Genomic DNA, 20,114 nt, shown 5'->3' on the forward strand with positions numbered 1-20,114 from the left:
AGACATAGCTGAAAAGTTCATTTTATGAGTCATTTTGAAATGAATACCACATCTTTCTCACAGTACAATGTATTAATCGTCGACGATGCGCCTATCGTGGTACTTACACTACGTAACATGTTGACCAAGCTTGGTTTTACTGAAAAACGCATCTTCACCGCTCGCTTAGCAAAAGGGGCAATTTCTATTGCTCAGCAACAGCGTATCGACCTTATCATCTGTGACTACAACTTTGGTCGAGGGATGAATGGAAAACAACTATTTGAAGAACTTAAACACTTAAAACTGCTTAACCATGACACCATATTTATCCTTGTTACTGGAGAAAGCTCCGCAACCATTGTCCGCGCCATCATAGAGCTAAAGCCTGACGAATACCTGCTAAAGCCTTTTAATTCGAACACACTACGAGAACGTATTTCAGCAGCAGTGAAACGCAAAAACACATTACAGGCCATCTATCAAGCAGAGCTCAGCAACGATGCTCAAGCCGGTTTAGTTGCGTGTGAGGATCTAACACCGTTTCACCCCGAATACTTTTTCATTATCGAAAAGTTTCGCGCTGACTTTTTTAGGCGTTTGGAGTTATACCACGAAGCCAAAAGTGTTTACGAACATGTCATCGAGCGTAAGGACGTTAACTGGGCGAAAATCGGCTTAGCAAACACCTTACTTTCAATGGCTGAGCACGATGAAGCGCAACACTTAATACAAACTTTGTTAGCAGAGTCACCAAACAATGTCGAAGTACGAGAATGTGTCGCTAACTTCAACATGCTTAATAACCAAGTACCGAGTGCAATTAAGCATTTAGAGTTGGCGAACCGCTTGGTTGAGGGTAATTCAGAGCGTGAGTTGGTGATCGTTAATTTGTGTTTGGCGGTGCATGACTACTATTCTGCACTGCAACACTACCAAGCGTATATGGAAATTAACAAAGACACCTACCGCAATGATATCTATGCACAGCTAAACTTGATTCGACATTTACTCTACTGCGCACATAAATTGGAAGGCCGGCAGGATCTGCTGATAAAAGCAAAGAATTTGTTTACGTCGATCTCCGTTGGACCAGAAAACAAGGCGATTAAGGACGAGCTTGATCTGATCGTCGCACACCTTGCTATTGCAGAAAACCAGTTCTTTGCAGCGTTTAAAGTTCTCAGTGATTTATATCGACGTAAACCCTTCACTCACTTTTATGCGCAATTCCACTTTGCTTGGCTGCTGCACGAGATGAACTTCGAATCGGAGTTTTCCCACGCGATCACCTGGTGTTTTGAAAACTTAAAAACCGATTCAAGCGACACGATTCTTTCAAGTAAAATTACCCTTGGTCGCTACCTTGAGGCTGACAATGCAGAGCGCCAAGCTTGGATGCAGGCGCAATACAAAAAAATCAGGGCAGCAGAAAAAGACCATCAAGCTCTGATTGATGCCTTGGTCGAGCTTCATTTACGCTGTCCATTATTGCGAACGGTTTGCATCAACATCATAAAAGTATTGACGCGCGCCTTACCAAGCAACAAATCATCGTTAGAAGTCGAAATCTTGATCAAACGATGCGATAACATCGTCAGGCAATTAGTAACGAGGGAGGAACTAGCGCAAAGTGATTACGATAAATTTCTTTTACTCGCCCAAGATCGCTGCATGCATGTGTCGGTAAAAAACAGCTATAGAGAACGGGGGAAGTAAACTGCCCAAAAGAGGGTACTCCCCCCTGTCGTTTCGTTTTAAATGCAGTTTCGTTGTATATGTCGCTTCGGTTTAAAGATTGAAGAAACGGTGAATCCAAGTCACCTCACCGAAAGCAATCAAATCGTAGATAGTAAAGAACACCGCAGAAATAACAGCAAGCTTCACCAATCGAATCGCAATTAACATCATAATTTCCAACTTATCTTCTTGTCGTTGATTCTTAGTAGTTTACTGGTTTTCTTACTAACCACAATCGATGAAAGCCCTGATTAGTTGGTAACGAGCGTCACGATAGCTTATCGCATTAATTTTTGCTTTAGTTTTTACATTACTATTCAACTATTAATCTGAGTCACACTCACCCTTTTTCTTGTCCTTCTCAACTCATGGGATTCCATTTTCAATAAAAAGTAGAAAGTGATTTAAATGAAAGGCGTATTCTCACTTCGAGAAAAATCGATATGATGAGCTCACTTTCGAGGTACGCATGGTTACCGATGCTAAGCGCATCCTCATTTGTAAATACTATTAGAGGGTATAAACGTGTCTCATCAAATCATCACAGACCTAAACAACCGCTACACAGCGAAAAAATATGACGCAGAGAAACGCATCTCTCAAGAAGAGATGGCAATCATCAAGGAATCCATTCGCCTGTCTGCGTCTTCGATTAACTCTCAACCTTGGAAGTTCATTGTCATTGAAAGTGATGAGGCGAAGCAGCGTTTCCACAACACATTCGCTAACATGCACCAATTCAATCAACCGCACGCTAAAGCAGCATCACACACCATTCTGCTAGCGCATGACCCAAAATTCACCAAAGAGAAATTTGCTAAGCGTGTTGATGTTGAAGTCACCTCCGGTCACCTACCCGCAGACATGTACGACACTTTTATGGGGGCTTACGCTTTTGCTGAAGCAAACACAGACGAAAACGGCTACAACGACGGTTGGACAAAAGCGCAAGTTTACATCGCTCTTGGTAACCTAATGCACACACTGGCACGTTTGGGTATCGACTCTACGCCAATGGAAGGTGTTGACCCAACACTGATCGGCGAAGAATTTAAAGCAGAATTAGACGGCCACGTATGTGAAATTGCACTGGCTATCGGTTATCACAAAGACGGCGAAGACTACAACTACGGCCGACCAAAAGCACGTTTACACATGGACGACGTAATTACCACGCTTTAATGAGCTGGTATTCTGCCTAAGCCATTGTTAAAAAATACTCGCCGCTGCTTTTTGCTTCTCAGCCTAAAAGCAGCGGCTGTTTTGTTTTCAATAGAAGGTACTATCGGTCACGACACGACTTGATTGGACTTAAAGTTACCGAGCAACGCGTCATACAGCTCGTTGTCACTCAGCACCCCCACCAACTTGCTCTCTTCTACAAGCAAAATGGGTTGATTGCTGCGCTGCTTCAATTCAACCGCCATACGCATGCTAATGTCTGGATTGGCTTGCACAACGGTGTTTTCGCCTATGTCATCGAGCGTGGTTGAATCGCTCTCCCAATTCACTAATGATTTATCAGAGTCCAGAAGCGCTAAACCTTTCGATTCTTGCTCAACCCAAATCTGCTTATCTGCACACACCAATACGCGGTCATTTAGCTGCTTAAGCTCTGTGCTGGCTTGCATCAGTGAACGGCCTTTCAATACATTAAGCGGATTAGTATGAGCGACGAAGTCCGCTACATAGTCGTTTTCTGGCGCAAGAATAATTTGCTCAGGCTTGCCGTGTTGAATCAGTTTGCCCGACTCCATGATCGCAATGTTGTTGCCGATTTTCAGCGCTTCATCTAGGTCGTGACTAACAAACAAAATCGTCTTGTTGAGCTTCTCTTGCAATTGAATCAATTCATCTTGAAGCTGAGCGCGAATCAGTGGATCGAGCGCAGAGAACGGTTCATCCATTAACAAGATGTCAGTATCCATAGCAAAAGCACGAGCTAAACCAACCCTTTGCTGCATACCACCTGAAAGCTCATGCGGGAACTTACTCTCCCACTCGCTCAGCCCAACCATTTCAAGTTGTTCACGCGCTTTTTTACGACGCTCAGCTTTGCCGATGCCCTGCATCTCAAGCCCAAAGGCAACGTTATCCAACACGGTTAACCACGGCATAAGCGCAAACTTTTGGAACACCATCGACACGCGATGGGTACGCAGGTTACGTAGAGTCTGTTCGTCACAGTTGGCAAGCTCGACCATGTCGTCGCCATCTTTGATTTTGAGGGAGCCGCGAGAGATCGCATTCAAACCATTAACGGCACGAAGTAAGCTGGATTTACCCGAACCCGACAGCCCCATCAATACGCAAATCTCACCCTGCTTAATGTTTAGCGAGACGTTATCCACCCCGACCACTTGTCCGGTTTCATCAATGATCTCTTGGCGAGATTTACCTTGGTCAAGTTGCGCCAATGCTTGCTCTTGCTGATGACCAAACACAACGTCGAGGTTTTCAATCTTAATTGCATCCATGTTATGCCTCTTTTTGATTTGGCGCCTTGCACAAGCGGTCGAGAATAATCGCGACCAAAACAATCGCTAAACCGGCTTCAAAACCTTGAGAAATGTTCACTGTATTCAATGCCCTTACAACAGGTTTGCCTAAACCATCTGCTCCCACTAATGCGGCGATCACCACCATAGAAAGTGACAACATAATGCACTGAGTCACACCCGCCATAATGCTTGGCAGTGCCGCTGGAAGCTCAACTTTGAATAGCAATTTCATACGGCTGGCACCAAACGCTTTACCCGCTTCAATCAGTTCTTCTGGCACTTTGGTGATACCAAGGTAAGTCAGACGAATCGGCGCAGCAATAGCAAAAATAATGGTGGAAATCAGCCCCGGAACGATACCTAAACCAAACAGAACCAGTGTTGGGATCAGATACACAAACGTTGGAACGGTCTGCATCAAATCGAGTATCGGGCGCAATAAGGTATACAACCACGGACGATGCGCCGCCATGATACCAAGCGGCACGCCAATTAATACGGAAATCGTTGTCGCAGCGAAGACGAGAACAAAGGTTTCCAGCATTTCTTGCCAGTAGCCCAAGTTTAGTATGGTCAGCAACGCCAACACAATAAACACGACGAGAGGGATGCTGCGGTGTAACAGCCACGCAATCGTTGCAGTCATGATGATAGGTGCAGCCGGTGGCATCCATTTGAAAATATCCACCACGAATAGAATGATGGTTTCGAGAAAAATAGAGATTGCATCAAAGAAACCCGACGCGTTCATAGTCAACCAATCCACGCCCATTTCCATCCATTCGCCCAACGGAAGTTTGTTGTCCGTAATAAAATTCACAATAAACCCTTTGTGTAAAAGGTGAGCGTCACTGCCCACCTGCTGCTTAAGATAGGAACGATTAAGCGTTTGTTTTTAGGTAAGAAGCCATCGCTTGCTTGGCATCTTTACCGTCCAGCGTTTTCACGCCTTCTAGCCAGGCTTCAAATTGTTGTGGGTTAGCATTCAACCATTCTTGTGCCGCTTTCGCTGGCTTCTGTTTTTGATTCAGAATGGCTTCCATCAACTGGTTTTCCATCTCTAGATTAAACTCGAGATTCTTAAGTAGTTGACCGACGTTTTGACATTCAGATAAGTAATCTTGGCGCACATTGGTGTACACATTCGCACCGCCGTAGTTTGGACCAAAGAAATCATCACCGCCAGATAGGTATTCCATCTCAACGTTGCTGTTCATCGGGTGTGGTGCCCAACCCAAGTAAACAATCCATTGATTCCGGCGCGCCGCGCGAGACACCTGAGAAACCATGCCCGCTTCACTTGATTCCACTAGACTGAAGTCTTTCAGACCGAATGCATCGCTGTCGATCATATCTTGGATCAAACGGTTGCCATCGTTGCCCGGCTCAATACCGTAGATGCGGTCTTTAAATTTGTCGGCATTTTTCGCTAGATCGGCAAAGCTTTTCACGCCAGCGTCATACACGTACTTTGGTACCGCTAGTGTGTATTTCGCGCCCTCAAGGTTTGCACGAACGGTTTCCACTGTGCCAGCTTCACGATATTTGGCAATATCACCTTCCATGGTCGGCATCCAATTACCTAAAAATACATCAATGTCGCCGTTTGCCATTGAAGAATACGTCACAGGTACAGACAACAGATCGGTCTTGGTTTTGTAACCCAAACCTTTGAGCAGTTCAGAGGTGACCGCAGTGGTTGCGGTAATGTCAGTCCAACCTACATCGGCAAATCGAACGGTTTCACATTGGTTTGCATAAGTACCTGTCGACACTACACTCAGTGCGATAGATGAATAAATTTTTGTCATCGTAGACATGTTTAAATTCCTTTTAATGATTACTGACTTTATTTACATTATTGAGAGGTTGAGCTTACGACTCTTTTCGGCGGACGCATTCTTTGCGTCTCTTGCCAATTCGGAGCAATCCAAACCGGTGTGTTATTAGATTGTTCAAGGGTATTACCCAAGATCATGTCCGCAGCACGCTCTGCAACCATGATGGTTGGTGCGTTTAAGTTCCCATTCGGAATGGTTGGGAAGATGGATGAATCCACCACACGCAAACCTTCAATACCGCGCACTTGGCAGGCTTCATTCAAAACTGCCATTGGGTCATCGTCCGAGCCCATTTTGCAGCTGCACGATGGGTGGTAAGCACTTTCCACATTTTGCTTCACCCACTCATCAATTGATTCATCGCTAGTGACGTTAAGACCGGGCTGAATGTCCTCGCCGCGGAATGCATCCATTGCAGGTTGATTGAGGATTTCACGCGTTAAACGAATGCAGTCTCGCCAATCCCGCTTATCTTGTTCCGTCGAGATGTAATTGAACTCGATTTTTGGTTTGTCATTTGGATTGGTAGAAACCACTTCAACACTGCCGCGACTCTCAGGCTTGTTTGGACCGACATGCACTTGGAAGCCGTGACCATCAAACGCAGCACGACCGTCATAACGCATTGCCGCTGGTAGGAAGTGATATTGAATGTTTGGTGATTTCAATCCTTCACGAGAGCGGATGAACGCACACGACTCAAAATGGTTGGTTGCCCCTAGCCCTTTGCGCGTAAGAATCCATTCCGCGCCAATCAAACCTTTGCTGAACAAACCTAACTTGCTGTTGAGCGTGATTGGTTGTTTGCAGTGATACTGGAAATACACTTCAAGGTGGTCTTGCAAGTTCTTACCCACCCCTTCGAGTACGTGTTTCACTTCAATACCCGCTTTATCAAGCACAGCCTTGGGACCGATACCCGAGAGTTGCAGCAGTTGTACCGAACCGATAGAACCAGCACTCGACACGACTTCTTTGTTGGCAAAGCACTGTTTGATTTTGCCAGATTGCTCGAACTCGATACCAACCGCTTTCTTGCCTTCAAGCAAAATTCGATGAGCGGTCACGCCTTTCACCAAGGTAAAGTTGCTGCGCTTTCTCGCACGGCTTAAGTAAGCATTAGAGGTAGAAGCGCGCACGCCTTTGTCTACCGTCATGTGCATTGGACCAAAGCCCTCTTGCTGGTAACCGTTGTAATCTTGCGTTTCTGGGTAGCCTGCATCTTTGCCAGCTTCAATAAACGCTTGGTAAAGTGGATTCAGCTTCATATCGTTGCCGTTACACGTCCCTACCGGACCGCTGTCGCCACGGTATTCGTCTGCGCCGCCTGTCCACGTTTCCGCTTTACGGAAGTACGGCAGACACGCTTGGTAGTTCCAACCTTTCGCGCCTTCGGCTTCCCATTCATCAAAGTCGCAAGCATGACCACGAACATAAACCATGCCGTTGATCGACGAGCTACCGCCCAAGACTTTGCCACGCGGGCAATGTAACTGACGTCCGTCTAACCCGTCTTCCGCAACCGTTTCGAACTGCCATGCGTACTTTTCGGTGTTCATAGGGTATGACAGCGCCGTTGGCATTTGAATGAAGATGCTCTTGTCTGAGCCACCCGCTTCAAGTAGTAAAACTTGGTGCTGACCGCTTTCGCTCAAACGATCCGCCAGAACACAGCCTGCCGAGCCCGCACCGACGATGATGTAATCGTAGTGTCGTTGCATTACAAATCCTCCAGTCTGATTACGCGTAAGGGCTATCGAAATCACCCAAATGCACTAACACGCTCTTGGTTTGGGTGTAATGCTTGAGGGTTTCAACGCCGTTTTCACGTCCAATGCCAGAGAGTTTGTAACCGCCAACTGGCATTTCAGCTGGGGAATCACCCCAGGTGTTAATCCAACAAATGCCTGCTTGGATTTGATGAATGACGCGATGTGCACGAGAGAGATTTTGTGTGAATACGCCTGCCGCAAGTCCGTAATCGGTGTTGTTAGCACGAGCAATCACTTCGTCCTCTTCACTGAACTTAAGCACGGACATCACTGGACCAAAGATCTCTTGTTGCACATGAGGCATGTCGTCTTCGCAATCAATGAAAACCGTTGGCACAACAAAGTTACCGCTCGCCAAACCGTTTTCTGTGACTTTATAGCCACCAGCCAGCAACGTTGCTTTGCTTGCTTTCGCTTGTTCAATTGCGGAAAGCACTTTTGATTCGTGCTCTTTGGAAATTAGCGCGCCAATTTGGGTTTGCTCATCAAGCGGATCGCCAACCACCAGCAACTCAGTACGAGTTTTTAGTTGAGCGACAAACTCATCATAAATACCTTCATGAACGAACACTCGAGTACCGTGCGTACAAACCTCACCTTGGGTGTAGAAGTTTGCCACCATTGCAGCAGAAACCGCATCGTCTAGCTTGGCATCGTCAAAAATGATCATTGGAGACTTACCGCCAAGCTCCATAGTGACTTGCTTTAGCGTTGTAGCACTGTCACCCATCACGACTTTGCCCGTACCGGATTCACCCGTGAAAGAGACTTTAGCGATGTCTGGATGTGCGGTGAGCATCTGTCCTACTCGGTAATCACCCTGAATGACGTTGAACACGCCATCTGGCAATCCCGCTTCGCTGTAGATTTCTGCTAGTTTGAGTGCGGTCAACGGAGTTTCTTCTGATGGTTTAAAGATCATCGCATTACCCGCAGCAAGTGCAGGAGCAGACTTCCACATCGCGATTTGAATTGGGTAGTTCCACGCACCAATGCCCGCACAAATACCCAGAGGTTCGCGGCGAGTGTAGAAAAACTGGGATTCATTCAGCGGTTGCTGTTCGCCATGCATGCTAGGCGCAAGACCTGCGTAGTATTCGATCACATCTGCGCCCGTTACAATGTCTACGCAATTCGCTTCTTGGATCGGTTTGCCTGTATCCACAACTTCTAGCGCCGCCAGTTCATCGTTTCTTTCACGAAGTAGCGCCACCGCTTTAAGCAAAATGCGACTGCGTTCTGTCGCCGTCATGGCAGACCAAATCGCAAAACCGCGCTTGGCAGATTCAATTGCCGCTTGCATATCTTGCTGGTTAGCCTGCTTCACATTCGCAAGCGGTTCACCATTGGCGGGATTGTATGTAGTGAAGTGTTCTTCTGAGCATCCTAGGTGCATGGCACCATCGATGTAGTGTGCTTTCATATCCATTTGAAGGTTTGACTCTTTATTTTAGTTTTGAGTAGAACGTGAGCTGTTTATCGAGATAGTCGTTGATGATGACGCGTGCTTTCTCAGCATCGATGCCTTGCGGGTTGAGCGTTCCGCGCAGCCAAATGCCATCGATCAGTGACGCAATACCATGCGCTACAAGCTCTGCTTGGTCGTTATCCAGCAAAGCTTTTAATTCTTTTTTTAGGTGAGAAAGGAGACGTCGTTCATTCACTCGTTGCAGACGTTTGAGCTGCGCGTCATGCATGGAGTACGACCAAAATGCTAGCCAAGTTTTTGCCACTTGGTTCTCGGCTTGGAAACCCACAAAGTTACTATCGATGATGGCGTTAATACGCTGATAATACGCATCCGCTGGTAACTTGTTCAGGTTCTCTTTGACGGTATCAGAAAGCTGGCGCAGGATCTCACGCATTGTATCTTCTAGCAGACCATGCTTACCACCGAAATAGTGGTTAATGATCCCCGTTGATACCCCTGCTTCTTTGCTGATCAACGAGATACTCGCGGCGTGTAAACCAACTCTGTCGATGACCGACATCGTCGCTTTTACCAGCTGAGGTTTTCTGATTTCAGGCATCCCAACCTTGGGCATTTTTCATCCTTGTTATTTTTAATTGAATGATTAGTTAAATATAAAATGCCTTAAATTTAATTCGAACTCAAACTAATTATCCAGTAAGAGTGATAGATTTAACCAAATAGATTCAACGAAACTATTGATTAATTATCGGAGAAAACAAAATTTACCTATGTTAAAAAAACAAACCAAAAAGAACTTAATCTTTAAAAATCAAGAAGAAAGGTCTACAAAGATTAAGTTATAGAACCATTAAGTCATGCGAGTACTGTAATCTCCAAAAGGGAACATAAAGATAAATACGGTGAGAGCAAATAATTTAAGTGCATCTTACTTTTAGAGTTGCCAATTGAGAAATGGGGTGTTTAATTGCCTGCTAAGACATCATCAGCAACTTTTCGCAAGCAAAAAGCCTTGATTACGAAGTGTGTCTTTACTACGGCGGAATAAAAAAGAGCCGCAACAGCGGCCCTAAAACAAATCTTCGGTGTAGCTCGATGGAGACGGCTAGCTCATGCTCACCATACAAATCAGTTTATTCTGCTCAAGCGTCTTACCCTGCTCTTGGTTTTTCACCGATGAATACACTGTACCCTTCTCTGTCCAATAGTTTCCTGATGGAAGGTCTGCATACTGTTCCAGATACTCATAAGCCTCTTTACTCGGCAAACTTGAGGATAGACTCTCACAATATTCTGTCGACTCCTCGCGGCTCAAGAAAACATCGCTATACTTCCGGTTTTTTTTGGACCTAGGCATTAGATAAGTGAACACTTCGTCTTTGAAGAGAACCTTGTTAGCGTAACGTTTAACGACTTGCTTTTTCGCTGAATTCACTTTAACCGTTGCTGGGGAAGGCAATAAACTCTCAGAAAACGTTGTGTTAGTACTGTCTTTGTCCATTGCTACTTCTGCGACTGGATTAGCGAGTGTCACTTGCTTTGGACTTGCCTTTTTTGAAAATGGAAAGAAGTAATCACCACCATTTTTGAGGTTTAGCTTGAGCGACTGAATTTTACCATTGTTCACAGCACGTACGCTGTAAATTCCAATATAATTCCCAGTTACATCAACAACTTCACCACTTCCGACTTCTTGATCATTGATGTAGAACACCGTATTTTTCGAGTTTGAACGAAAAACAAAACGTACTTTATCAAGATTTAATGCCTGCCTAAGCTCTATCTCTGTGTTTGCATTGTACGCATGTTTGTAACTTGCATCCGCAGTAAACGAGAGGTCACCATTCAATCTTTGGGTCGCGTCCACCACTCTAAAACTCGTAAGTTGAGTACGTGACAAGCCACCTTTGCTCAGCACAAACGCGTTTTTAATGGAAGGAAGGTTTCGGTTCACACAAGTCGACAAACTCTCTGCAACGTTACACTGCAAATTCCCCTCGAAGGTATCATTTATAACTCGTTTTGACTCAGTCAAATGACGGGCTTTAATATTTTCATACAGCGCGAGAAGAGCATCATTTTTCGCTCGTTCAACCTGACTTGCTGCTTGCTGATCATCAGAGAGTGCACGTTTGGTTTCGATAAGTTCCTTGCCTGCCGTTTCAATTTGCTTTTTCATGGTGTTCACTTTCGCAGACATATTTCGCAAAGTAAGAATCAGCGACTCGTCGTAAACACCATCCACTAATTTGTCTTTCAAACGACTTGAGTCCGATTTGATCCTATCGACACTATTGATCAATTTGATCTTGGTGGATTCAATTTCAGCATTCAGTTTATTGTAATGGGCAATATTTTCATCAACACCAAGAGCACCGAAGTCTTGCTCATAAGCAGTATTAATACGGTTTAATTCATCTTGCTCATCAAAGTTAATCAACTCCGAGGCAGAAGCGCCGCCGCTCCATACCATACCCACCATGATCGCTATTATTGTTCGTGATCTACGCACGGTCACTCCAGTTTGCCCCACCGATACACCTTTTAACACTTCACCTTGCATATGGGGCAAGGTGAAGCTCTATAATTGAAAACTAATCTGCTGGCTTCACCGCATCTTTGTCAGCAACCCATATTTCTACACGCCTGTTTTGCGCTCTTCCCTCAGGCGTTGCATTAGACGCCATAGGCTCACTCTCACCAAAGGAGCGCACAACAATATTGTTGTTGTCGACACCGGCATTGGTCAGGCCATTTGATGCGGCCAATGCTCTTCGCAGGCCTAGGTCCTGATTGTACCCGTCTGAGCCTTTGTTGTCTGTATGTCCATCCACAGTAATTGCACTGTCACGCTTATTTAAAGAACTCGCAAGTTGCTTAAGTGCCTTTTTGCCCATCGGCGTTAAGCTGGAGTGATCAAAACCAAAGTGCAAGCGCGCAACCAAACCCTCTCCGGTATGATGCTTATCTTGATTGCTGATCCAAGTCATACACCCAGATTTATCCAGCCCAAGCTTCGACTTCTCTGCCAAGGCTTGTTTTAGTTCTCCGCTATCAGACTGTTGTTCGATCTGTAGAAAACTCTGTCGATGTTGAGCAATCCCGACAACGTTATCTACACTCACACTATGTTGATACTCGCTGAACGTGTTATCGCAATAGACGCTTACCCCATCCTCCGCCTTAACAAAAAGGCTAAATGGCAGCGTTGAAATAGCGACGGCACCAATGACTAACTTCTTCATATTTTCCTCTAGTACAACTTAGTTATTCCGCTTGATTTTGAGCCTTTACCAATAAGCTCTTCAATCTTCTCGATCAATTCGTCAACGTCATGTACATCAATGATGTCTTGTTCAGAGTCAAGCACGCATTGTTTAAAAGCATCTTGCTGAGTTGCATGAAAGTCGATACCAATAAACCCTATATATAAACCTGGAATCTTATCCCTCGCCTTGTCGCACATACCTGCTTTAACCAATGATTTAAGAATGCCGTTGTCGTGTGGAGTTTCTTCTCCATCGCTCAAAATAAACATAATTTTCAGTTTATCATTATAGGCTTGCAGTTCTTGTTGATCAGAACCATCAGGTTTACCATCATATAAAATCTGAGAGCCTCTTAATATGCCTTGGAACGCTGCAGTAGCGCCGTTTGCCCACATCAAATCAATAGCTTTTATCTCTTCAGAACGATTAGTTAAACTAATATTATTAAACTGTAATTCGTCGAAATCTTCAGGTACACCGAATAGCTTAATATCAGGAGCTACACGATAATAGTTTGATTTTTCCTTAGACTTGTCAATAAACATTGTGTTCACCGATTCGTCAACATCAACATATTCAGCTGAATCCATGAACCCCCAGTCAATTCCATAAGATGGTAATGTATGATATTCAAGTACATCAATAGCACGCTTAGCTTCTAGGTGACGCTCCTGACGAGGGGCCTCACAAAAATTTGAATTGGTAGCACAATTTTTGATCTCTTCCGATCTAAATCGAGTCCAATAATCCCAGTCAACACCTTTGTATGACACACTTGATATGTCGGTTTTATAATTATCTTTGTATTTAAGTTGGCTAGTTGCATATACGCTAGAGCCTCTCTTTTCTCTTGTTCGAGAATTAAACGGTACAAACCCGACTCGATTCTTAAGCTTGTCTGCCGTATAGCCATCTTCCTGATCATGGCAGACTGGCTTCAACTCCCCTTCAACAAATTCATTTCGCACATCTTGACAAATAAACTTATTCGATATTGCACGAATCGCGGTTTTCAAATCATCAATTTTCTTATTCCCATTAGGATCCATCCAATCGAAGTTCATCGAGCCCGAAAAATCGGACACAAAAACAATATCGATATTTTTCCCGCCTACGGAGCTCAAATACTTTCTGGCTAAAGAGCGGCCAGCGATATCCTGCGTCTCATCAAACGAAGGGATAAAACTATTGGCGAACCATGAATCATGCGTCGTGGTCGCGTTCACTGTGTATTGAATAAAATCAGCCGCTTCCTCATTTCGAGAATTCCCCGGTTCACGTCGCTCAGCTTGAACGTTGATGGATTTAATGTCGCGGACATAGCTTCTAACGTAATTCTCGGCCATTACTGAAGCAGCTCCAGGTTTGTCTTCAATCGTCACAGCTAAGGCCGCCGCTTCAGCAGAATCTCTTAATCGACTGCTTTCTTGAATATAACGTGTCCCCTCAACGGCCCAAAAAGTAATGCCCATGATAGGTACCAGCAATAAGGCCATCCATATAGCAGCAACCCCTTTCTGTTTGTGTAAACTTCGATTCTGGTAAGAATGCGTTCTCATTTCGTTATCTCCCCGGCATGATTGAAGAGGTACTAATGGTGACTGTTGTACTGTTACCACCGTTAAAGAAAGGTTTGAACCAAGAGATCTGCTCCTCACAGAGGCTAACTCGATATAATGGGTACACAACATCATCGTCTACTGGGGCCAAATTTGCGTGAGGCCGAATGGAGTCTCTATTACAATTTAGGTTCTTATATTTGGAGCTGTAGAATACGGCCACGTCAGCTTTATTGGTGAGAGACTCTATTTTAATCGCGACATCGTCTACTGGCGTATCAAGCATTCGGCTGGCAGCTTTCTTTAGATCCAACAAATCTTTTTCGGTGACCGATAGATTTTCCCCTGCCAAAACATCCGCATTAAAATAACGAGTGCGTTCTTTCAGGACATTTACCAAAGAGAAGCTGGCTCGATCAAGCTTTGCACGGACAAGCAGCTGGTGACTCAAATCAGCACCAAACAAATACACCCCCCACAACGCAGTAATTACAAAGATTAGCTCAATCGTAAATGAGCCTTTTTGACTCTTTATTGACAACATTGATCGTTTATGGTGCATCATTTTGCCACCCTTCATGCTCTAAGTTCAGGACCATAGTTCTTGATATATCGCTATCTCCGGCGCCCGATAGTCTAAACATCGGAGAATAACTATAAGTCACGGTAATCTCCGCGAGGTCATAGCTGGAGCCCAAATCCTCTTCAGTGACTCCGTTACCCACAATAAAATCGTTGTAGCTTAGAAAATAGCGACCTGTAATATTGAACCGTGAGGGATCAACTAAAAAATGCCACAAGTTATTTTCTTGTTCGATCAAAGAGCGGAACGTCTCTTTATACCTCTCGTGGACACTATTGCCTTGATAAATTTTGGTATTTCTGATCGTTTCTCGAAGTGCATATTCCGTCATGTTGACAACGTAAATTTTGTAACACGACTCAAAAATAGCGAAAGTAACAAAAAACAAAACGATCGCGCCCATCACAAATTCAATCGACGTCACACCTTTATGTTTGTACAGGCTCCTCATCAATAACTCCCGGTTTGAGTTAATTCATTGGCAATACTGACCACCTCTTGGTCCGAGAAATCGCCTTTAAGTAGTTTTCTGGCTGCGTCCACTTTTTGAGCCTTGATTAAGGCGATCGCTAAGTTGGCTTTAACCACTTTATTAGATGGGTGATCTTTTAAGATGGGGGTGAGCGTTACTATCGCCTGCTCGAATTCACCATTTGCCATTTGGATCATCGCGATGTTGTTTTTAATCACAAGATCGTCGTAGCCTTTTAAACGGGCTTCGTTTAGTTCTTGGTAAGCGTCGTCATATTGACCCAGCTTGGTATAGGACACTGCGAGCAAAACATGCACTTGCCCAGATGCATTGCCAGACTCAATGGAAGCCAAATAGGCAGAGATAGCGTCAGAAGTATTGTCTTTTGCATCAAAAACCTGCCCCGCTAACTGATACAAGCTTGGCGTTTTAACGCCTTCTTTTTGTAAATGCTGAACATAAAAATCGGCCGATTCGATATCTCCTTTGTGAAAATACGCCAATGCCAATTCTTCTTTTACTTTTGGATCTTGAGAGCCTTGCTCTAGCATGGACTTATAGTGACTGATTAAGCCATCATAATTTTCCACTTTTTCCATGTTATTGACTTCGCCTTGTTTCTGGTTTTGCGAAGATGTCGATTGACAACCCGCCAATACACCCAACGTAAACAAGACGATAGAAATACGTTTTCCAATCACCGGCTATACCTCTATTTATTGAAATTCATTTGCATGATGCCCGGCGCGAGAATCAGAATAACAATTGGAAACATGATGAATATAATCAAAGGTAGGCTCATCTTCGCAGAGAGTTTGCCGACCTTTTCTTCCACGGTAAGAATTTGCATTTTCCGCATGTCCTCCGCGAGATCACTCAAAATTTGAGCCACAGAAGTACCATGTTGTAGGTTCTGAATAATCGTCAGCACAAAGCTCCGTACCGGTGGTGTCGGTATTCGCTCACTTAGGTCGGTTAATGCCTTTTCTAACCCTTGTATTTTCGCGGAATCCGATGTGCGTTTAATTTGGTAACAAAGATCTGAATCAAATTCGGCGAGTTCTTTACCTAGATACACTAATGCGGCTTCAATCGTCATGCCGGTTTGGACACAAACAGACATCATATCCAGCAAATACGGTAATTGAGCAGACGTTTTTCTAATCAGCATTTTGCGCCGCATTTGCAGCAACGAATCAGGGCCCAGAATGACTACGATAAGACCAACCATAATAGCGATTAGTTGGTTGCTCTGCTTCATATCAGACAAGAATACGCCCCCAAACACCAACGCTAATACCAATAACTTGGCCGGAAAATAAAACTTTGCCCACTCAGTGTTGTAATAGCCAGCCTGAACCAGCTTCTGTTCTAACTCTTTGCGATGTTCTTTGCCAAAACGTACAAAAAATCGATTAACACTGGAAGGTGCACGGTGTACGTTTCCATCTACATACAACGCAATTTTCTTGCGACGTTGTTCTGTACGAAATGAATCGAATAACAAAATAAGTAATACTACGAAAAGTACAATAAACGCAGTCAATAACATCATACACGCACGCCTCGCACCAATAACCAAACGATAAGCAAACCGAGAAATTCGCTGCCAAGCACATAAAACAGTACAATTCGCCCTGATGGATCATGCAGAACAAAGTTCAGGTTATCCGGGTTTATGTAATTAAGGATGATCATGAATATCACGGGAATTGCCGCTACGATTTTCGCTGAGATTCTCGCTTCCGACGTCATCGCCATTTTCTTTTTATCTAACGTTCTTGCATCGACGAGTACACGAATTAAACGAGCTAACACACCTTTTAGTTGACCACCTCTGGCAATGTTCGCTCTTAGTGTCACAGCAAAAAACAAAAACTCTGGATACGGGTAGTTCTTGCACGAGCGTTGCAGCACCACCTCCGGAGTCTCGCCTAATTTAAGTCGGTCGCCCATTAACTTAAATTCAACACCAATCGGATCATTCATCACATCACCGACATAACTGATAGCTTGCATTAAGCTGTCACCTGCCGTTATCGCACTCATCAGAATGTTTAAAGCATCTGGAAAGGTGTTTTCAAAATTTGTGCGTCTTTTTTTCACCAAATAACGGTAGCCAAGTACGGTCAATAACACTGACAGAGCGACAACAATGAAGATGTTGGAGAACAACAGCAACTTAAAAACAATGTACCAAGAAGCAATGAAGCTACCTGTGATATACAAAGCGATATACAAAGACGAACGAGGCCCCAAGACTTTCAGAGTTGGTGAAATCACCTCTTTGAGCTTTTGCCAGTTTTGTTTGTGCACCAGAGATTTCACGTTGATAGCGTTGAAACTTTCCGCTTCAGCTTGTTCAATATTGAAAAACTCATCCACGTTTTTGACCTTTGAATCTCGGACCAAAAGCAAAACCAAGGCAAAAAGGATCAGCGAGAGCCAAAGCATGCTATACCCCCTTAAATGATGCCATCAACTCATCATAAAGCCCGAAAAATTGGGCTTTTTTCACAAGCTCAGATCGTTGCATTATACCGTCAGTGACAAAGTCGCCCTTAACGGTTTCCCCAAAGTGAGCATCGTCATAACGGAAGCGGTAGATCTCTTCCATCACCACACTGTCCCCTTCCATACCTACGATTTCGGAAATACTGGTGATCTTACGGGAACCGTCGCGCAGTCGGTTAACCTGAACGATTAAGTGCACTGCACTGACGATCGTTCTCCGAATCGCATCAAGGGGCTGGCCTAAATTCGCCATCATAACCATAGATTCGACACGAGCAATTGCGTCACGTGGTGTATTAGCGTGCAGCGTAGACATCGAACCATCGTGCCCGGTATTCATCGCTTGTAACATTTCAAATGCTTCAGAGCCACGACACTCACCCAGAATGATGCGGTCTGGGCGCATACGCAGCGCGTTAATGACCAAATCACGCTGATTCACTGCTCCGGTTTGTTCGACACTGGAAGCTCGGGTTTCCAATCGGACCAAGTTTGGTATTTGTAAGCGCAATTCGGCGGCATCCTCAATCGTGAGAATACGCTCATCCTCAGCAATGTATTGAGATAACGCATTAAGTAACGTTGTTTTACCAGAGCCTGTACCACCAGAGATTAGGATGTTCATTCGACAACGAGACGCAATCATCAGTACTCTGGCCATATCTTGAGACATAGCACCAAAGCCAATCAAATCCTCGAAGCCAATGTTTTGCTCTCTGAATTTACGGATAGAAATAGAGGTTCCATCCAAAGCAATCGGCGGAATAACAATATTAACACGACTGCCATCCTCAAGCCTTGCGTCGACGGTCGGGGACAATTCATCCACGCGACGACCAATACGTGACGCGATACGTTTCGCGATCGACAGTAATTGTTCTTCATTTACAAATGTGATGTCTGACTTTTGTACCTTACCGTGCCGCTCAAAAAAGATATTGTCTGGGCCGTTAACCATGATGTCTGAGATTGACTGATCTTCAACCAGTGGCTGGAGCGGTCCCAATCCAAATAGCTCATCAATCAAACTTTTTACCAAGCCTGACTTCATCATTGAGGTGATCGGACGCTGGTAGCTGTTTGCCAACAGATCAACCGCAGATTGTATCTGTGTTTCAAGGTCGCGACGGCTCATTTTCTGAACCGCTTCGGCGTCTAGCGCTTCAAATATTTGCCCGCGAAACGTTAGGTATAGATCTTTATTAGAACTCATTTAACACCCACTCTCTTTAACCAAGATCCCATGCCTTTTTGTGTGACGGGCTGACCATTAATCAGCTTCACCAGTTGTTCCATCGAACGACTAATATTGCGATCGTGTTTGTGGGCTCGCTTTCCATCAATAATGATGTGCGATAAAGCTTTACAGTAATCGATTTCTAGGTCAATCGATGCGCCAAGATACTTAGGTAGATCGGGCTTTTGCAAAACATAAGCGTTTTCTGGGCGATGGTAGTTCACTACGGTAATAACACGGGTACGAGACGATAATGTGAGCTGCAGGTTTACTATTTTTTCGAACAGCCTCTTGGCATTTCTTGTTGCAGACACAGAAGCATCAAGCACCAGTACAACCACATCAAAGTTATCAACCAAGAGTTGCGGTTCAACTTTAAAATCAACACCACCAGAAAAATCCTCAATGATGAAGTTGGTATTTCGAGCCAGAAGGTCGCAGAGTGTTTGATTATAGTTAAGGAGATCGCTTTGATTTATCTCCCCACCGATCGCCAACACTCGCAGGTTTTTTCGTGCGTGAATCAAGTAGCTTAATGCACCATCTTCGTCCATTTCGTGCAATGGCGTGGTGAACTCGTCAATAGAACGAGCGGAAAACTCTTTTAAACCAAGCAAAACATCGACATTAGTATCGGTATATTGATGGTCAACAAGAATCGTATCGCTACCTTGAGTGGAAAGTAATGAGCTCAGTTCAGCAGTAATGAAAGAAGCACCCACCCCACCTTTTGAGCCAAGAACCGCTACTCGTTTTGCTTTACGCTTTTGGCTTACACCAGAAAATGTCTTGAGGTTTTTGTTAACATGGGTCAAAAAGTCAGCAAATTCTTGTTTGTTGACTGGCCAAAACACGTAATAAAAACCCATCTCTTTAAGAGAACGAAGCGTCGAAATCGCATCTTCCTTGCCGATCACGACTACCCCTTTATGAGTGGGTACTTTGCTAGCAAACGCCTTCGCATCCTCTATAACGCTTTTTGATTCATTCAATTCAAGAATGACAATATGGCTGCTTTGCTGTTCCGTCAGTTTGGTTGAGTCTTCTTTGGCTTTGACGCATTCAGGCTCATTCCAACCCTCAAATCGAAATACTTCCTCGACAAGGTCTAAACATTCTTGCGATTGGTAAAATAATGTGCAGTTCGCAATCCCTGTCGTTGTTGACGGTGCAGGTTTTGATTTCGTCGATAATGCTTTAGTCAGATCAAACATA

The 20,114-nt window shown here is 44.4% G+C and carries 18 protein-coding genes; 2 read left to right on the forward strand and 16 right to left on the reverse strand.

What is annotated here, in order from left to right:
- Window positions 1–24 precede the first annotated feature (24 nt).
- Window positions 25–1,698 (forward strand): response regulator, encoded by a 1,674-nt coding sequence (locus AND4_RS07475; RefSeq protein ID WP_043991537.1) that lies wholly within the window; start codon window positions 25–27, stop codon window positions 1,696–1,698.
- Window positions 1,699–2,244: 546 nt separating this feature from the next.
- On the forward strand, window positions 2,245–2,901 hold the full coding sequence (locus AND4_RS07485; RefSeq protein ID WP_009842339.1) for an NAD(P)H-dependent oxidoreductase: 657 nt from the start codon (window positions 2,245–2,247) through the stop codon (window positions 2,899–2,901).
- Window positions 2,902–3,008: 107 nt separating this feature from the next.
- On the opposite strand, the gene choV is transcribed toward AND4_RS07485, so the two are convergent.
- The 16 genes from choV to AND4_RS07565 form a co-directional block, all read right to left on the reverse strand.
- Window positions 3,009–4,196, reverse strand: coding sequence for a choline ABC transporter ATP-binding protein (gene choV, locus AND4_RS07490; RefSeq protein WP_009842340.1), 1,188 nt, complete (start codon window positions 4,194–4,196; stop codon window positions 3,009–3,011).
- 1 nt (window position 4,197) lies between these two features.
- On the reverse strand, window positions 4,198–5,040 hold the full coding sequence (choW, locus tag AND4_RS07495) for a choline ABC transporter permease subunit (protein WP_043991556.1): 843 nt from the start codon (window positions 5,038–5,040) through the stop codon (window positions 4,198–4,200).
- A 61-nt stretch (window positions 5,041–5,101) separates the two neighbouring features.
- Window positions 5,102–6,040 carry a choline ABC transporter substrate-binding protein gene (locus AND4_RS07500; RefSeq protein ID WP_009842343.1) on the reverse strand — a complete coding sequence of 313 codons (939 nt, stop codon included), beginning with the start codon at window positions 6,038–6,040 and terminating at the stop codon, window positions 5,102–5,104.
- A gap of 38 nt (window positions 6,041–6,078) precedes the next feature.
- A complete protein-coding gene (gene betA, locus AND4_RS07505; RefSeq protein WP_009842344.1) occupies window positions 6,079–7,782 on the reverse strand; it encodes a choline dehydrogenase in 1,704 nt (567 codons plus the stop codon).
- Between the two features lie 19 nt (window positions 7,783–7,801).
- Window positions 7,802–9,262, reverse strand: coding sequence for a betaine-aldehyde dehydrogenase (betB, locus tag AND4_RS07510; RefSeq protein WP_009842345.1), 1,461 nt, complete (start codon window positions 9,260–9,262; stop codon window positions 7,802–7,804).
- Window positions 9,263–9,278: 16 nt separating this feature from the next.
- Window positions 9,279–9,878, reverse strand: a complete 600-nt coding sequence (gene betI, locus AND4_RS07515; RefSeq protein ID WP_009842346.1) for a transcriptional regulator BetI — start codon at window positions 9,876–9,878, stop codon at window positions 9,279–9,281.
- A gap of 492 nt (window positions 9,879–10,370) precedes the next feature.
- Entirely contained in the window at window positions 10,371–11,747 is a 1,377-nt protein-coding gene (locus AND4_RS07520) for a hypothetical protein (RefSeq protein WP_241210254.1), read from the reverse strand.
- A gap of 112 nt (window positions 11,748–11,859) precedes the next feature.
- Complete coding sequence (locus tag AND4_RS07525) at window positions 11,860–12,510, reverse strand: OmpA family protein (protein ID WP_009842348.1); 651 nt, start codon at window positions 12,508–12,510, stop codon at window positions 11,860–11,862.
- A gap of 8 nt (window positions 12,511–12,518) precedes the next feature.
- Entirely contained in the window at window positions 12,519–14,093 is a 1,575-nt protein-coding gene (locus tag AND4_RS07530) for a TadE/TadG family type IV pilus assembly protein (protein WP_009842349.1), read from the reverse strand.
- 4 nt (window positions 14,094–14,097) lie between these two features.
- On the reverse strand, window positions 14,098–14,655 hold the full coding sequence (tadF, locus tag AND4_RS07535; RefSeq protein ID WP_009842350.1) for a tight adherence pilus pseudopilin TadF: 558 nt from the start codon (window positions 14,653–14,655) through the stop codon (window positions 14,098–14,100).
- Complete coding sequence (locus AND4_RS07540; RefSeq protein WP_009842351.1) at window positions 14,645–15,127, reverse strand: TadE family protein; 483 nt, start codon at window positions 15,125–15,127, stop codon at window positions 14,645–14,647. The genes tadF and AND4_RS07540 overlap by 11 nt, the downstream gene beginning before the upstream one ends.
- A complete protein-coding gene (locus tag AND4_RS07545) occupies window positions 15,127–15,849 on the reverse strand; it encodes a tetratricopeptide repeat protein (protein WP_009842352.1) in 723 nt (240 codons plus the stop codon). The genes AND4_RS07540 and AND4_RS07545 overlap by 1 nt, the downstream gene beginning before the upstream one ends.
- A gap of 11 nt (window positions 15,850–15,860) precedes the next feature.
- Window positions 15,861–16,703, reverse strand: a complete 843-nt coding sequence (locus tag AND4_RS07550) for a type II secretion system F family protein (RefSeq protein WP_009842353.1) — start codon at window positions 16,701–16,703, stop codon at window positions 15,861–15,863.
- The gene (locus AND4_RS07555; RefSeq protein ID WP_009842354.1) at window positions 16,700–17,602 is read right to left on the reverse strand and encodes a type II secretion system F family protein; all 903 of its coding nucleotides are present in this window, start codon (window positions 17,600–17,602) and stop codon (window positions 16,700–16,702) included. The genes AND4_RS07550 and AND4_RS07555 overlap by 4 nt, the downstream gene beginning before the upstream one ends.
- Before the next feature lies 1 nt (window position 17,603).
- Window positions 17,604–18,875 carry a CpaF family protein gene (locus AND4_RS07560; RefSeq protein ID WP_009842355.1) on the reverse strand — a complete coding sequence of 424 codons (1,272 nt, stop codon included), beginning with the start codon at window positions 18,873–18,875 and terminating at the stop codon, window positions 17,604–17,606.
- On the reverse strand, window positions 18,872–20,113 hold the full coding sequence (locus tag AND4_RS07565) for a hypothetical protein (RefSeq protein ID WP_009842356.1): 1,242 nt from the start codon (window positions 20,111–20,113) through the stop codon (window positions 18,872–18,874). The genes AND4_RS07560 and AND4_RS07565 overlap by 4 nt, the downstream gene beginning before the upstream one ends.
- Window position 20,114: the final 1 nt, after the last annotated feature.

It is taken from the genome of Vibrio sp. AND4, assembly GCF_000171815.1.
Taxonomy (GTDB): Bacteria; Pseudomonadota; Gammaproteobacteria; order Enterobacterales; family Vibrionaceae; genus Vibrio.

Coding starts and splice junctions, on each gene's coding strand:
- AND4_RS07560 (WP_009842355.1), bottom strand. CDS start 18,875: ATGAGTTCTAATAAAGATCTATACCTAACGTTTCGCGGGCAAATATTT.
- tadF (WP_009842350.1), bottom strand. CDS start 14,655: ATGCACCATAAACGATCAATGTTGTCAATAAAGAGTCAAAAAGGCTCA.
- betA (WP_009842344.1), bottom strand. CDS start 7,782: ATGCAACGACACTACGATTACATCATCGTCGGTGCGGGCTCGGCAGGC.
- AND4_RS07550 (WP_009842353.1), bottom strand. CDS start 16,703: ATGATGTTATTGACTGCGTTTATTGTACTTTTCGTAGTATTACTTATT.
- AND4_RS07565 (WP_009842356.1), bottom strand. CDS start 20,113: ATGTTTGATCTGACTAAAGCATTATCGACGAAATCAAAACCTGCACCG.
- AND4_RS07500 (WP_009842343.1), bottom strand. CDS start 6,040: ATGTCTACGATGACAAAAATTTATTCATCTATCGCACTGAGTGTAGTG.
- AND4_RS07540 (WP_009842351.1), bottom strand. CDS start 15,127: ATGAGGAGCCTGTACAAACATAAAGGTGTGACGTCGATTGAATTTGTG.
- AND4_RS07530 (WP_009842349.1), bottom strand. CDS start 14,093: ATGAGAACGCATTCTTACCAGAATCGAAGTTTACACAAACAGAAAGGG.
- choV (WP_009842340.1), bottom strand. CDS start 4,196: ATGGATGCAATTAAGATTGAAAACCTCGACGTTGTGTTTGGTCATCAG.
- AND4_RS07555 (WP_009842354.1), bottom strand. CDS start 17,602: ATGCTTTGGCTCTCGCTGATCCTTTTTGCCTTGGTTTTGCTTTTGGTC.
- AND4_RS07475 (WP_043991537.1), top strand. CDS start 25: ATGAGTCATTTTGAAATGAATACCACATCTTTCTCACAGTACAATGTA.
- betB (WP_009842345.1), bottom strand. CDS start 9,262: ATGGATATGAAAGCACACTACATCGATGGTGCCATGCACCTAGGATGC.
- betI (WP_009842346.1), bottom strand. CDS start 9,878: ATGCCCAAGGTTGGGATGCCTGAAATCAGAAAACCTCAGCTGGTAAAA.
- AND4_RS07520 (WP_241210254.1), bottom strand. CDS start 11,747: ATGGTGGGTATGGTATGGAGCGGCGGCGCTTCTGCCTCGGAGTTGATT.
- AND4_RS07525 (WP_009842348.1), bottom strand. CDS start 12,510: ATGAAGAAGTTAGTCATTGGTGCCGTCGCTATTTCAACGCTGCCATTT.